The following is a 14,867-nucleotide window of genomic DNA, read 5'->3' on the forward strand; positions in this document are numbered from 1 at the left end:
CGCCTCAACGCCGGTTCATGCCGGAACTTCATTTCAGGGCCGCCAGGGCCGTTTTTCCTTTTGCGTACTGCCTGCGCATGCCGCCCAGGCCTTGCTGTCCGGGTTTGCTGCGTGTTTCTGTCATGCATCTGACGCACATGCGTCACATGCATGGCATGCGACTGTGCTGCGCCAAACAGCAAAACAACCGGAAGTATAGGCGAGCGCCCGGCAATCTGTACGAAATCGCCGCACTCAAACCTCACACTTCGCGCCGGATCCCACGCTTTGCCGAAAAGGCTCGTTGCAAAACGAAATATGCTTCGCCAACAAGCGCCGCAAAACGGGCGCAAAGCAAAATCACCGCAAAACGTTAGATAATACCGTGGCTTACAGACCATCGTCAAATATCGCATGACCCAGATTCCACAACTTATCCTTGCCTCCAGCTCACGCTATCGGCGCGCCATGCTTGAGCGGCTGCGCATCCCCTTCGAAAGCATTTCACCGGATGTGGATGAAACCCCACACCCGGGCGAAACGCCCGCGGCGCTGGCGCTGCGACTGTCGATCGCCAAGGCGCAGGCCGTGGCCGGCAAGCATCCGGGCAGCATCGTGATCGGCTCCGACCAGGTCGCCACGATAGACGGCGTCCCCATCGGCAAACCCGGCAATTTCGAACGCGCACAACAACAGCTACGCCAGCTTTCCGGGCGCGTGGTTGAATTCCACAGTGCGCTGGCCGTCACCGATGGCCAGCGCATCGAACAGGCCGACATCATCACCTACTGCCATTTCCGCACCCTTTCCGAGGCCGCCATCGACGCCTATCTGCATGCCGAACAGCCGTTTGACACCGCTGGCAGCGCCAAGGCAGAAAGCCTGGGCATCGCGCTCATGGAAAGCATGCGCAGCGACGACCCGACCGCCATCATCGGCCTGCCCCTGATCGCCCTGACAGGCATGCTGTCGCGCTTCGGCCTGGATCCGCTGCGGAGCGCCTCATGAGCGGCACGCTGCATCTGATCCCGGTCAGCCTGGGCGAAGCGCCCGCCGACTCCTGGCTGCCCGCCCAGGCCCGCGCCTTGGCGGGCAGCCTGGACTGCTACATCGCCGAAAACGCCAAGACCGCGCGCGCCTTCCTCAAGCAGATCGGCACCGACCGACCACTGCAGGAAATCACCATCCATACACTTAACGCCCAGACGCCCATCCAGGACATCGAACACTGGCTGCGCCCCCTCAAGGCCGGCAAGGATATGGGTTTGGTTTCCGAAGCCGGCTGCCCCGCCGTGGCCGACCCCGGCGCCAAGGTTGCAGCCGCCGCGCATCGCATGGGCTTGCGAGTCAAGCCCTGGGTAGGCCCCTCTTCCCTGCTCCTGGGCCTGATGGCCAGCGGCCTGGAGGGCCAGCGCTTCGCTTTCCACGGCTACGCACCCGTCGACGCAACAGAGCGGGCCAAACAACTGCGCGCCTGGGAACAGCAGTCGGCACGCCAGGACCAGACGCAGATGCTGATCGAAACCCCCTATCGCAACGCGGCAATGTTTCAGACCCTGCTGTCGGCACTCAAGGGCGACACCCGGCTGTGCGTGGCCCGCGCCCTGACCACCGACCAGGAGCTGATCGCCACCCATACCGTGGCTCACTGGAAGACCTTGCCGCCCCCCGCACTGGACAAGCAGCCCACGCTGTTCCTGTTTCTGGCACGCTGACACATGGCCCTTGCACGCCTGCTTGGCCGGATCTGCCTGGCCGCCCTGCTGACCGGCTGTGCTGGCCAACAGGCGCTGGACACCCGCTACACCGCGCTGTCCCACAGCAGTCGGGTACGTCACGCGGTGATCCACTACACCGCCGAGAATGACGCCGACTCGCTTGGTCTGCTCACCAAGGGCGAGGTCAGCGCCCACTACCTGATCGACAGCCAGGGCAAGGCCTATCGCCTGGTGGACGAGCAGCAGGCGGCCTGGCACGCGGGCGCCAGCCGCTGGTATGGCCAGCCCGCCATCAACCTGACCTCAATCGGCATCGAGATCGTCAATCCCGGCGCCCAGACCGAAGCGGACGGCAGCATCAGCTACCCGCCCTACTCGACGGCCCAGATCGCCACGCTCGGGCGCCTGCTACAGGGGCTTGTACTGCGCCACCAACTGCGCCCGGAGAACATCGTCGGCCACAGCGACATCGCCCCGCAACGCAAACTCGACCCCGGCCCGCGCTTTCCCTGGCGCGCGCTGGCCCAGGACGGCCTGGGCCGGTGGTACGACGAAGCCCGCGCCCAAGCCGAACTCGCACGCCTGCGCCACGCGCCCCTGCCTGAAACGGCCTGGTTCCAGGATGCACTGCTACGACTGGGCTATGACTGCCCACAGAACGGCCGCCTGGATACCGCCACCCGCAATGTGCTGGCGGCCTTCCAGATGCACTATCGCCCGGCGCGCCACGACGGCCAGCCCGATGCAGAAACGGCCGCCATCATGAAATCGATGCTGGCGCAGCCTTGAGCGCCCGGCGACGACCGTACCAGGCCCACAGGCGCCAGCCCAGCAATACTGCAAGCACCAGACCATAAAGGATGGGGTCGCTGAAATCGTTCTTGCCGGCCTTGTGAAGCCAGAAATGCCAGATCGCCAAGCCTCCGACGACATAGACCAGACGGTGCAACTGCTGCCATCGACGGCCCATCGCCCGCATCGCCCTAGACGTCGAGGTGAGCGCCAGGGCGGCCATCAGGACAAAGGCCGCCATGCCGACCTGCACGAAAGTGCGCTCCAGCAAATCGCGCCAGACCGCCTCGGCATCCCAGCCACGATCCCACCACAGCCAGGCCACCATATGCAGGGATGCGTAGAAAAAAGCGAAGAGCCCGCACATCCGACGCAGGCGGATCAAGGCTGGCTGGCCCAATAGCCGGCGCATAGGCGTGACGGCCAGCGTCACCAGCAACCAGACCAGGGTCCACGTCCCGGAGGAGCGCGTCAGGAACTCGACCGGATTGACCCCCAGACCATCGTTAAAGCCCAGCCAGACCCATCGCAGGGCGGCAGCCAGGCCAAGCACGAAGAGCAAGGGCTTGAAGCGCCCGACCTGAACGGCCGACCATTGATGCGCCATGGTCATAGCCCTCAGAAGTTACGCCGCAGATCCATGCCCTGATACAGCGCCGCCACCTGCTCGCCGTAGCCATTGAACGGCAGGGTCGCACGGCGCGGCGCAAACAAGCCGCCCTCGCCGATGCGCCGCTCGGTCGCCTGACTCCAGCGCGGATGGGGCACATCAGGATTGACGTTGGCATAGAAGCCATATTCGCTGGGCGCCGCCGCCATCCAGCTGCTGACGGGCTCACGCTCCAGCAGGCGGATGCGCACCAGCGACTTGGCCGACTTGAAACCATATTTCCAGGGAACTGCCAGACGCAACGGCGCCCCGTTCTGCTTGGGCAGCACCTTGCCATAGACGCCAAAGACCAGCATGGTCAGCGGATGCATCGCCTCATCCATGCGCAGCCCTTCGACGTAGGGCCAATCGAGCACCCGACTGCGTACGCCCGGCATGTTTTCAGGCTGGAGCACCGTGGTGAATTCCACGAACTTGGCGTTACCGGTGGGCTCCACGGCCTGCAGCAGGCGCGACAGCGAATAACCCTCCCAGGGAATCACCATGGACCATCCTTCCACGCAACGAAGGCGGTAAATCCGCTCCTCCATGGGAGCCAGGCGCAACAGCTCGTCGATATCGAAGGTGCGCGGCTTGCCCACCTCGCCATCGACCGTTACCGCCCAGGGCCTGACCACCAGCTTGTCGGCACGACGCGCCGGATCGCTCTTGTCGAGCCCGAATTCGTAGTAATTATTGTAGGTCGTGACATCCTTGTAGGGCGTCTGCGCTTCCGTGACCGACAGCGCCGGGTTGGGCACACCGGGCAAAGACCCCTCCTGGGCCCAGGCAGCGCGCGACGTCCAGCCCGCCATGCCCAGACCCGCTGCCGCCACCGCAGTGCGCGTCATCCAGTCACGTCGCGACTGCCAGACGTCCTCTGAGGTCAGCTCCGAGGGCAGAATATGGGGCGGCTTGCGCACATGCATGGGACTCTCCGGGAACAGGCCGCAACGATGGCCTTCTTAGGCATAGACGCCCCGGCAGGCGGAAAAATTCCCGCCCGGGAAACAGAAAGCCCCGGGGGAGGCCCGGGGCAACACACGAAAAATAATCGCAACCTGCTGATTAAAAAAGAATTTCAGACCATGATCAGACAAGTCTGAAATTTTTGGGAAACGATATCAGACCCGCAAACGACCACCCAGCCACTGCGCCATGGCGGGCACGCTGTCGACCACGGCCTGGGAGGGACAACCCTGCAACTCGGCCAGGCTGTGCGCCCCATAAGAGACGCCCAGGCCATGCACTCCGGCATTGGCTGCCATCTGCAAGTCATGGGTGGTGTCGCCAATCATGATGACGGCGTCCGGATCGACATCCAGATCGCTCATCAGCTGGTTGAGCATTTCGGGATGCGGCTTGCTGAAGGTCTCGTCGGCGGTGCGGGTCGCATCGAAGACCGGGCCCAGGCCAGTGGCGGCCAGCACCCGATCCAGCCCGACACGGCTCTTGCCGGTGGCCACGGCCAGGCGCACATTGCGATTAGCCAGATCTTCCAGCAGCTCGCGCACCCCCTCGAACAGGCGCAACTCCGGATCTCGCAACAGGTAATGAATCCGATAGCGTTCCAAGAAGCGGGGCAGCAAGGCCGGCGTCAGCTCGGGCACGGCGCGCCGCAGCGCACTTTCGAGCGACAGACCAATGACCCAGCTGGCCGCCGATGCCGAAGGCACCGGAAGCTCAAGGTCGCGCGCGGCCGCCTGGATGGCCGCCACGATGCTGTGGGTGGAATCCATCAGGGTGCCGTCCCAATCGAACACCACCAATCCATACGACATACTAGGCAGCCTCCAATCGCTGTAACAGCTTACGACAGGCGGCGGGCAGTTCCGCCACCAGCTCTAAGGGCTCCCCCGTCAACGGGTGAGCCAGGGAAAGTTGATGCGCATGCAGGAACATGCGGTTAAAGCCCTCGCGGGCGAACTGGGCCCGGGTTGAATCCGTCCCGTATTTATCGTCGCCCACGATGGGAAAGCCGCTGGCCGCCAGGTGCACCCGGATCTGGTGGGTTCGTCCGGTACGTAGCTCTGCCTGCACCAGACTGTAGCCGCCAAAACGCTGGCGCAACGACACGATGGTGTGCGAGGGCGAGCCATCCGGATCCACCTTGACGCGCCGCTCGCCACTCTGGGTGGTCCAGCGGGTGAGGGGGAAACGGATGTGCTGCCGGTCATTGACCCAGTCGCCCTCGACCAGCGCCAGATAGCGCTTGCCGCCCTTGCCTTCGCGCAGCATGGCATGCAGAGCCAGCAGGGCGCTGCGTTTCTTGGCGACCATCAGCAGGCCAGAAGTGTCGCGGTCCAGGCGATGCACCAATTCGAGAAAGCGCGCCTGCGGGCGGGCCGCGCGCAATTGTTCGATTACCCCGAAAGATACCCCGCTGCCGCCATGCACGGCCACGCCGGCCGGCTTGTCAATCACCAGCAAGGCCTCGTCCTCATAGACCACCGGAAACTCAGCGGCCGGCACCGGGCGCGGCGCCCCCGGATCCGGCAGGCGCAGCGGCGGCACCCGCACGACGTCGCCTGCCTGCACGCGGTAGTCGGCACTGGTTCGTCCCTTATTTATACGAACCTCGCCGCCGCGAATCGCCTTATAGATATGACTCTTGGGCACACCCTTGCAGATGCGCAGCAGGAAGTTGTCGAGCCGCTGCCCCTCCTGCTCGGAATCGACCTCGACCAGACGCACCGACGGAACAGCCGGGGAAGTTTGTTTGCGCAATGCGGAAAGCGGCATATAATCGGGACAGCCTTAAGGGGCTGAACTACAAAGGCTGATTTCGGGTGTGAAACCGCTGCCTGGCGTTGAGATGCGGAAAGTTATTTTCGCGCGTCTCCGTCGGACGTGCGGGCCACCATTGTACTGCCTACGTTCAGCGCCTGGGTCTACTTGGTCGCCGGCGCGACCGCGATCTGCCGGACGGTGGTGAGGCATGCAGTGCCCGCCTTCCTGGCAGGGATCCGTCGCCTGCCGCAAGCGTCTTGATGCACTGCAAGAATCGTCGAATACTTATACGCACCAGATGTGCCGCGTACTTTGCGCCACATCTGACGTTCACAGCATATTTCCCGTCATCCACTACCGTGAAGCTGACCTCCCTGCTGACCGAACCCCGTGCCCCACGGCACGCAGTGCCCGCGTGACGCGCGGCGGATACGCCTGGGCCACAGCCCGGGTACGGTCCGCATTTTCTTGCCTGCACCAACCGCAGCCCGAGTGACCCGAGGTCGCGCGCCGATATTCGGCGCGTCCTGACTACGGAGAATCCCACTCATGAAGCGCATGTTGTTTAATGCGACGCACCAGGAAGAACTGCGCGTCGCAATCGTTGATGGGCAAAAGCTCATCGACCTCGATATCGAGACCGCCGGGCGCGAACAGCGCAAAGGCAACATCTATAAAGGCGTCATCACCCGCATCGAGCCGGGTCTGGAGGCCTGCTTCGTCAATTATGGCGAAGACCGGCACGGGTTCCTGCCCTTCAAGGAAGTGGCCCGCAGCTACTTCAAGGAAGGCGTGGACGTGCGCAGCGCGCGCATCCAGGATGCCCTGCGCGAAGGCCAGGAACTGATCGTTCAGGTCGAGAAGGAAGAACGTGGCAACAAGGGCGCCGCCCTGACCACTTTCATCTCGCTGGCCGGCCGCTACCTGGTCCTGATGCCGAACAATCCGCGCGGCGGCGGTGTTTCGCGCCGCGTCGAAGGCGAAGACCGCCAGGAACTGCGCGACACGATGGAACAGCTCGACGTGCCGCAGGGCATGAGCATCATCGCGCGCACGGCCGGCATCGGCCGCAACGTCGACGAACTGCAATGGGACCTTTCGTACCTGATGCAGCTCTGGACGGCCATCGATGGCGCGGCACGCGACAACGCGGCCCCCATCCTGATCTACCTCGAGTCGAGCCTGGTGATCCGCGCGATCCGCGATTATTTCTCGCCCGAAATCGGCGAGATCCTGATCGATACCGACGAGATCGCCGATCAGGCCAGCGCCTTCATGAGCGTGGTGATGCCGGACAACGTCCAGCGCGTCAAACGCTATCGTGACGATATCCCGCTGTTCTCGCGCTTCCAGATCGAACACCAGATCGAGACGGCCTATTCGCGCACCGTGCAACTGCCCTCGGGTGGCGCCGTGGTCATCGACCACACGGAAGCCCTGGTCGCCGTCGACGTCAACTCCGCCCGCTCCACGCGCGGCGCCGACATCGAAGAAACCGCCCTGCGCACCAACCTCGAAGCCGCCGACGAAGTGGCCCGCCAGTTGCGCCTGCGCGACCTGGGCGGCCTGATCGTCATCGACTTCATCGACATGGAAGACAGCAAGAACCAGCGTGCTGTCGAACAACGCCTGCGCGACGCCCTGCACTTTGACCGGGCACGCGTCCAAATGGGCAAGATCTCGCGTTTCGGCCTGATGGAGCTGTCGCGCCAGCGCCTGCGCCCGGCCCTGAACGAAGGCTCGCACATCACCTGCCCGCGCTGCACCGGCACCGGCGTGATCCGCGACGCCGAATCCAGCGCGCTGCAAGTGCTGCGCCTGCTGCAAGAAGAAGCCATGAAGGAAAACACCGCGGCGGTTCACGCCCAGGTGCCGGTCGATGTGGCCACCTTCCTGCTGAACGAAAAGCGCGCCGACATCACCAAGATCGAGACCCGCCTGAAGGTCAACCTGGTGCTGATCCCCAACAAGCACCTGGAGACGCCGCACCATCACCTGGAGCGCCTGCGCCACGACGATCCGCGCCTGGAAGACAGCAAGACCAGCTTCGAGCTGGCCGAAAGCCCGGCCACCGAGCTGACCTGGAATCCGCGCGAACAGGAAGTCAAGCCGCGTCCCGAGGCCCTGGTCAAAGGCATCACGCCGGCGCAGCCGGCCCCCGTATCCACCCCGGCTCCGGCTGCGGTTGCCAAACCGGCTGAAAGCGCCGGCCTGGGCGGGCTGTTCAAGCGCCTAATCCAATGGCTGTCCGGCGGCGCCGAAGCCAAGCCCGCCGAGAAACCGGCCGAACCGGTCAAGCGCAGCACCGGCAATCGCTCCAAGCGCGCCCATGACGGCCAGGAGCGCCGTGGTGAACGCCATGGCTCCGAGCGCAACCGCAACCGCCGCAACAATGCGGAAGGCGAAGGCCTGGAACCGCGCCAGGTTCGCGGCGGACGCCGCCAGGACGAGCGCCATGGCGAAGCCCGCCAGGACAACCGCAACCCGGAACAGAACCAGGAGCGCCAGGAACGCGCCGCCCGCAAGGCGGAAGCGGCGGCCGCCCCGGCCGGCAACCGTCCCGCCGCCAGCGAAAGCGATGACGGCCAGCCGCGCAACGGCCGCAACCGCCGTGGCCGTGGCCGCAATCGTCGCGAAGACGGCGCAGCACCGATGAGCGAGCAGGAAACCATGGTGGCCGCGCTGGCGGAAACCGTCGCCGACGCTCTGCCCGCGACGGCTGCGCCTGGCGCCTCGCAGGCCGCCGAGCCCCAGACCGCCCCGCAAGCCAGCCCGGCCGCCGCGGCCAAGCCGGCCTCCGAGACTGCTGACAAGGACGTCAACGCCACGGAAACCGAACTGGCCGACAACGTCGACGCTGACGGCAATGCCGATCCGGAGCGCAAGCGCCGCCGCCGCCGCAGCCGCCGTGGCCGTCGCAGCCAGGAAGATGGCGTGACCATGAACGCCGACGATCAGGGCAACGAAGACGGCACTGACGCCGAAAGCCCCGGCACCGCCCTGGTGCCGGCCCAGGCCTTTGACGTCACGCCGGTCAGCGAGCCGGTTCAGGTACAAGCCAAGGCCGACACCCAGCCCGCAGCCGCGCCCGAGGCCGCCGTCGCGGTTGCCGAGTCGCAACAGCCGGCGCCGGCTGCAGCCGCCGAACCGGCGCCGCAAGCCGCACCGGCCGAAGCAACGCCGGCGGTCCAGGCTGCCCCCGAGCAAGCCGTTGCCGCCGAGGTGGACACGACGCCTGCCGCCCAAGCCGTCGCGTCGGATGTGGCGCCTGCCGAGCCGGTCGAACCGGTCCAGGTTGTCGCCGCTCCGGCAGCAAGCCCCGAACAGGCAGCGCCGCCGGCCGCCGCAACGGTTGACGCCAGCGTAACGGTTGGCGCCGCCGAAACGGTCACGCAGACGGAAAGCGAAGCAACCGCGCCTGCCGCCACCCGGGAGCCGGCCGCTGCCGAGCCGGCGCCCGCAGCCGCTGCGCCCGCCACGCGCAGCGCGGCCCCGATCGTGGTCGGCGAGCAAGGCCTGCAGTCGGTCGTGCAAGCAGCAGGCCTGACCTGGGTGCAGACCGACCCCTCGCGCCATGCCGAGTCGCAAGCCCGCAGCGCCACCGAGGAAAAGCCGGTACGCCTGGGCCGTGAGCGCAAGCCCACGGCGCAAGTTTCCAGCCAGCCCCTGGTGCAGGTCGAGACCCGCGACTGAGCGCAAGCCAGCCGAAAAAACGCCGGACCCAAGGTCCGGCGTTTTTTTTTGCGCTCGCCTGACGTCTGCCGGCGCCGACGCGCCGCCCAAACAAAAACCGCTGGCAAGGCCAGCGGTTCATTGGTGCAGGCGGTGCAATCAGAATTGATAGGTATAGGTCATCTGCACCACATCCAGCCCCGGATTCGGGCGCTTGATGCCTGCATTGGAGAAGTGCGAATAACGCACGCCAATGCGGTTGTTCTTGGTCAGCAGGAAACCCATGCCGATGTGATCGCCAAACTGGAAGGCCGAACCGATGCGCTTATCGGCAAAGCTGGTGTGGCTGAAAGCCGTCGCGCCGATACCGGCTTCGATATAGAAGCGGTCATTGGCCCACCAGCGGAACATCGGGATGGCGTTGGCCTGCCACACATGACCAGGCTCGCGAGAACCATTGGCCCACCAGTAGGCCGCGCCAAATTCGCCGCTCAGATCCAGACGCCCCCAGCCATTGCTGAACTGGTGGCTCCACCAGCTGGGCGTCTCATAGTTCAAGGTAACGCGCTGATAATGGTTGCCGACACCGTAATGCAGGCTGACACCGCCTTCATCGCCCTGTTGGGCGAACGCCGTCACCGAACCACAGGCCAGCACCAACGCTCCCAGACCGCTCAGAACTTTCTTCTTGTTTATGCCGTACATGCTAACTCCGTACATCGTTCACGTGATGAACCCTAACGCCGCTCAACATTATCAAAAAATAAGACCAATCCTACCTAGATGTACACCCAATACAACATCTTAAGCAAAAAAAAAGCCAGGTACTGGTGAACTGACTGGTGATTACTGTGTTCCATGAAAAATTCGGGGCGTCATCGCCGGTGTGACGATGACGCCCCGAGCCAAACACGGTAGCGACTGCCTCAGGCGGGCATCACCACATCCGCTGACTGATTGGTCAGCAGCGCGAGCAGCTGGGCCAGCTCTTCGCGCAGCTGGCGGCGGTCGACGACCATGTCGACCGCGCCTTTCTGCAACAGGAACTCGGCGCGCTGGAAGCCTTCGGGCAGTTTCTCGCGCACGGTCTGTTCGATGACGCGCGGCCCGGCAAAGCCGATCAGGGCCTTGGGCTCGGCGATGACCACATCGCCCATGAAGGCGAAGCTGGCGGACACGCCGCCCATGGTCGGATCGGTCAGGACGCTGATGAAGGGCAGACCGGCGCCTGCCAGCTGCGTCAGCATGGCGTTGGTCTTGGCCATCTGCATCAGCGATAGCAGACTTTCCTGCATCCGGGCGCCCCCCGAGGCGGCCACGCAGATAAAGGGCGTCTTGTGCTCGATGGCGGCCTTCACACCGCGCACGAAGCGCTCGCCGACGACCGACCCCATGGAGCCGCCCATGAAGTCGAATTCAAAGCAGGCCAGCGTGGCCGGCACGCCGCGGATGGAACCGCTCATGACGACCAGCGCATCGCTCTCACCGGTGTTCTTGACTGCTTCCTGCAGGCGCTCGGGGTATTTGCGCGAGTCCTTGAACTTGAGCGTATCGACCGAACGCGTGTTCTGGCCGATCTCGACCCGGCCCTCGACGTCCAGCAGCGAGTCGATACGGGCGCGCGCCCCAATGCGCATGTGGTGGCTGCACTTGGGGCAGACATGCAGGTTGGCGGCCAGGTCCTCGCTGTAGAGCACCGTTTCGCAAGAGGGGCACTTGACCCAGAGCCCTTCCGGCACACGGCGCACGCCGCTGTCGCTATTCTTGTTGATGCGCGGCGGCAGGAGTTTCTCGATCCAGCTCATGGTTTTTATCCTGTAGATGTCGAGCGGCGGCTTCTCAAGCCGACGTGCGTTCTCGTTTGACTTGGTCCAATGCACGGCGCACGCCGGCCAGCCATTGGCTGGCGGCCTCGATCGCGGCATCGGCCTGCTGGGCAGGCGGCACGCTGGCGACGGCCTGCTCCATGGTTTCGATGAGTTTGCTGCCGATCACGACGGCATCGGCATGTTGCGCAATGCGACTGGCGCTTTCGGCATCGCGAATGCCGAAGCCCACGCCGACCGGAATCCCCACGTGGCGGCGGATCACGGCCAGCCGCTGGGCGACATCATCCGTGTTCAGGGTGCCGGAGCCGGTCACCCCCTTGAGGGAAACGTAATAAACATAGCCTCGCGCCACCCGCCCGACAGCCTGCATGCGGGCCTCGGTGGACGTCGGCGCAAGCAGAAAGATGGGGGCGATACCGGCGCCTTCGAGCATGCCGGCGAAGGCGTCCATTTCCTCGGGAGGATAGTCGACCACCAGCAGGCCGTCGACGCCGGCAGCGCTGGCGCGCTCGACGAAAACCTGCTGCCCCATGGCTTCGATAGGATTGGCGTAGCCCATGAGCACCACCGGCGTGTGCGAGTCGTCACGGCGGAACTCGGCCACGGTGTCGAGCACGCGGCCCAAGCCCATGCCTTGCGCGATCGCGCGTTCGGCGGCGCGCTGGATCACGGGCCCGTCAGCCATGGGGTCGGAGAAAGGCACACCCAGCTCGACAATGTCGGCACCGGCCTTGACCAGCGCGTGCATCAGCGGCACGGTGATGGCCGGCGCAGGATCGCCGGCAGCAATATAAGGAATGAGCGCCGAGGCCCGGCCTGATTGGTTCAGCCGGGCGAAGGCGGCGGCGATACGGTCGGTCATGGTCATCAGAATTGGATGCCCGCGCGCTCGGCGACGGTATGCATGTCCTTGTCGCCACGGCCCGACAGGTTGACCAGAATGATTTTGTCCTTGGGCAGCGTCGGGGCCATCTTCACAGCCTGAGCAATGGCATGCGAAGACTCCAGCGCCGGCATGATCCCTTCGATGCGGCAGCAATCGTGGAAAGCCGCGAGCGCCTCGTCATCGGTGATCCCGACGTAGCTCGCACGCCCGCAGTCCTTGAGCCAGGCATGCTCGGGCCCGACGCCGGGATAGTCCAGGCCGGCCGACACCGAATGGGTTTCGCTGACCTGGCCATCGGCGTCCTGCATCACATAGGTGCGGTTGCCATGCAGCACGCCGACCTTGCCGGTGGCCAGCGAGGCGGCGTGACGGCCGCTCTCCATGCCTTCGCCGGCCGCTTCCACCCCGATCAGCTGCACGCCCTCGTGCGGCAGATAGGGATAGAAGATACCGGCGGCATTGGAGCCGCCGCCTACCGCGGCCAGCACATAATCCGGCTGGCGGCCTGCGGCTTCGGGCATCTGCTGCAGGCACTCCTGGCCGATCACGGCCTGGAAGTCCCGCACCATGCGCGGATAAGGATCCGGGCCGGCGACGGTGCCGATGATGTAGAACGTGTTCTCGACGTTGGCCACCCAGTCGCGCATGGCTTCGTTAAGGGCGTCCTTCAGGGTGCGCGAACCGGAATCCACCGGCACGACACGCGCGCCCAGCAGCTTCATGCGATAGACATTGGAAGCCTGGCGGCGCACGTCCTCGCTTCCCATGTAGACCACGCACTCCATGCCATAACGCGCCGCCACGGTGGCCGTGGCCACGCCGTGCTGGCCGGCGCCGGTCTCGGCGATCACGCGCGGCTTGCCCATGCGCTGGGCCAGCAAGGCCTGGCCGATGCAGTTGTTGACCTTGTGCGCCCCCGTGTGATTGAGGTCCTCGCGCTTGAACCAGATCTGGGCGCCGCCCAGCCGCTCGGACCAGCGCTGAGCGTGGTAGACAGGGCTCGGCCGGCCCACGAAATGCTTGAGCTCGTAGTGGAACGCCTCGAGAAAGCGAGGATCGGTACGATACTTGTCGTAGGCGGCGCGCAATTCATCCAGGGCATGCATCAACGTCTCGGCGACGAAGACGCCGCCATAAGGACCGAAGTGGCCCCGCGCATCCGGAAAGTCGTAAGATTTCACCTAGGCAACCTGATAAATCACCGGGGCCGATTGACGCCAGGCCCTATGCCCGCCGCCCGCTGCCGCCGGTTATGCGACCGAACATTTTACCCGAGCGCGGCCCGATAGGGGCTGAGGCCTTTCGGCCCGCCCCTGCCGGCCCTGCGGCACGCCCGGCTCAGAGCGCCTGCGCCAGACGGCGCAGGAAGGTTTCGCACTGGGTCAGCTGATCGAGCGACACATACTCATTGGGCTTGTGGGCCTGCTCAATGTGACCCGGGCCGCAGACCACAGTCGGAATCCCTGCGGCCTGGAACAGCCCGGCCTCGGTGCCATAGGCGACCTTGCGCGTTTCCTGGTCACCCGTCAGGCGCCGCACCAACTGCGTGATCGCCGCAGCCTCGGCGGCATCCAGCCCGGGAGCCGCACCGCCGGCCTCGATCTCGATACGGGCATCGTCATACTCCGCACGCATGCGCGGCAGCAGGCTTTCCTCGACGTAACGCAGCACTTCGCCCTGAATGGCATCGGCCGGCATGCCGGGCAGGTTGCGGAACTCATAGGAGAACTCGCAGGCCTGCGGGATGGTATTGACGGCAATGCCACCGCGGATCTGATTGGTCGTCATGGTCGAGAACGGCACATCGTAGAAATTATCGTAAGGCCCGTCGGCCTTGAAACGATCTGCCAGATCCCGGATATGACAGATCAGGCGCGCCGCATACTCGATGGCATTGCAGCCTTGCGGCGTGAGCGAGGAGTGGGCCGCCTTGCCATGCACACGGCAATGAAAGAGATTGATGCCCTTGTGCGCCACCACCACGCGCATCCCCGTAGGTTCGCCCACCACGCAGCCATCGGCGCGGATGCCTCGGCGCTGCAACTCGGCCAGCATGCGCGGCGCCCCCACGCAGCCGACCTCCTCGTCATAGGAAAACGCCAGGTGGATCGGTTTGGCGCGTGGCATGGCCAGGAATTCCGGCACCAGCGCCAGCGAGGCAGCGATGAAACCCTTCATGTCGCAGGTGCCCCGGCCATACACCCGTCCATCGGCCTGCGTCAGGACAAAAGGATCGGTCGCCCAGTCCTGGCCATCAACCGGCACGACATCGGTATGCCCAGAGAGCACGATGCCGCCCTGCGTGGCGCCATCGGCGGCCGGCAGCGTCGCAAAGAGATTGGCCTTGCCCCCATCCTGGTCGTGCGCAAGCCAGGAGGACACCCCCTGGCCGGCCAGCCAGTCCCGCACCGTTTCGATCAGGGCCAGGTTCGAATTGCGACTGGTGGTATCCAGACCAACCAGCGTTTCCAGCCAAGCAAGCGTATTCATAAGCGCATACCTCGGACAAGACAAGAAAGGGAAAACCGGCAGGCATCGCCTCGTCGTGAGTGCGACACCCTGTCAACTGCTTATAGCCCGAAACCCTGGGACGGGTCAGCCTGTGCCCACGC

13 protein-coding genes are annotated in these 14,867 nt (G+C 64.9%); 4 read left to right on the forward strand and 9 right to left on the reverse strand.

Features of this window, described 5'->3' with window-relative positions:
* Positions 1–393: 393 nt before the first annotated feature.
* The 3 genes from A7V84_RS06440 to A7V84_RS06450 are packed head-to-tail and all read left to right on the forward strand — an operon-like array spanning position 394 to position 2,486.
* A complete protein-coding gene (locus A7V84_RS06440; protein ID WP_025517924.1) occupies positions 394–987 on the forward strand; it encodes a Maf-like protein in 594 nt (197 codons plus the stop codon).
* Complete coding sequence (locus A7V84_RS06445; RefSeq protein WP_025517926.1) at positions 984–1,694, forward strand: SAM-dependent methyltransferase; 711 nt, start codon at positions 984–986, stop codon at positions 1,692–1,694. The genes A7V84_RS06440 and A7V84_RS06445 overlap by 4 nt, the downstream gene beginning before the upstream one ends.
* 3 nt (positions 1,695–1,697) lie before the next feature.
* Positions 1,698–2,486 carry an N-acetylmuramoyl-L-alanine amidase gene (locus A7V84_RS06450; protein WP_052125625.1) on the forward strand — a complete coding sequence of 263 codons (789 nt, stop codon included), beginning with the start codon at positions 1,698–1,700 and terminating at the stop codon, positions 2,484–2,486.
* Here A7V84_RS06450 and A7V84_RS06455 read toward each other — a convergent pair.
* The 4 genes from A7V84_RS06455 to A7V84_RS06470 form a co-directional block, all read right to left on the reverse strand.
* Positions 2,458–3,096 carry a protein-methionine-sulfoxide reductase heme-binding subunit MsrQ gene (locus A7V84_RS06455; protein WP_051348339.1) on the reverse strand — a complete coding sequence of 213 codons (639 nt, stop codon included), beginning with the start codon at positions 3,094–3,096 and terminating at the stop codon, positions 2,458–2,460. The two genes, A7V84_RS06450 and A7V84_RS06455, sit on opposite strands and share 29 nt — an antisense overlap.
* Before the next feature lie 11 nt (positions 3,097–3,107).
* Positions 3,108–4,067, reverse strand: coding sequence for a protein-methionine-sulfoxide reductase catalytic subunit MsrP (gene msrP / locus A7V84_RS06460; RefSeq protein WP_025517931.1), 960 nt, complete (start codon positions 4,065–4,067; stop codon positions 3,108–3,110).
* 195 nt (positions 4,068–4,262) lie between these two features.
* A complete protein-coding gene (locus A7V84_RS06465; protein WP_025517932.1) occupies positions 4,263–4,919 on the reverse strand; it encodes an HAD family hydrolase in 657 nt (218 codons plus the stop codon).
* Between the two features lies 1 nt (position 4,920).
* Positions 4,921–5,880, reverse strand: coding sequence for an RluA family pseudouridine synthase (locus A7V84_RS06470; protein WP_025517933.1), 960 nt, complete (start codon positions 5,878–5,880; stop codon positions 4,921–4,923).
* Positions 5,881–6,417: 537 nt separating this feature from the next.
* On the opposite strand from A7V84_RS06470, the gene A7V84_RS06475 reads away from it, so the two are divergent.
* On the forward strand, positions 6,418–9,561 hold the full coding sequence (locus tag A7V84_RS06475; protein ID WP_063492042.1) for an Rne/Rng family ribonuclease: 3,144 nt from the start codon (positions 6,418–6,420) through the stop codon (positions 9,559–9,561).
* Positions 9,562–9,699: 138 nt separating this feature from the next.
* Here A7V84_RS06475 and A7V84_RS06480 read toward each other — a convergent pair whose 3' ends face one another.
* The 5 genes from A7V84_RS06480 to argE all read right to left on the reverse strand — a co-directional run bounded on the left by A7V84_RS06480 (position 9,700) and on the right by argE (position 14,745).
* The gene (locus A7V84_RS06480) at positions 9,700–10,245 is read right to left on the reverse strand and encodes an acyloxyacyl hydrolase (RefSeq protein ID WP_025517936.1); all 546 of its coding nucleotides are present in this window, start codon (positions 10,243–10,245) and stop codon (positions 9,700–9,702) included.
* 221 nt (positions 10,246–10,466) lie between these two features.
* Positions 10,467–11,345, reverse strand: coding sequence for an acetyl-CoA carboxylase, carboxyltransferase subunit beta (gene accD / locus A7V84_RS06485; RefSeq protein ID WP_025517938.1), 879 nt, complete (start codon positions 11,343–11,345; stop codon positions 10,467–10,469).
* Positions 11,346–11,379: 34 nt separating this feature from the next.
* Positions 11,380–12,237, reverse strand: coding sequence for a tryptophan synthase subunit alpha (gene trpA, locus A7V84_RS06490; protein ID WP_025517940.1), 858 nt, complete (start codon positions 12,235–12,237; stop codon positions 11,380–11,382).
* Positions 12,237–13,436, reverse strand: a complete 1,200-nt coding sequence (gene trpB / locus A7V84_RS06495) for a tryptophan synthase subunit beta (RefSeq protein WP_025517942.1) — start codon at positions 13,434–13,436, stop codon at positions 12,237–12,239. The genes trpA and trpB overlap by 1 nt, the downstream gene beginning before the upstream one ends.
* A gap of 157 nt (positions 13,437–13,593) precedes the next feature.
* Positions 13,594–14,745, reverse strand: a complete 1,152-nt coding sequence (gene argE, locus A7V84_RS06500; protein ID WP_025517943.1) for an acetylornithine deacetylase — start codon at positions 14,743–14,745, stop codon at positions 13,594–13,596.
* Positions 14,746–14,867 lie beyond the last annotated feature (122 nt).

The sequence above is a fragment of the Bordetella trematum genome (assembly GCF_900078335.1).
Classification (GTDB): Bacteria; Pseudomonadota; Gammaproteobacteria; order Burkholderiales; family Burkholderiaceae_B; genus Bordetella; species Bordetella trematum.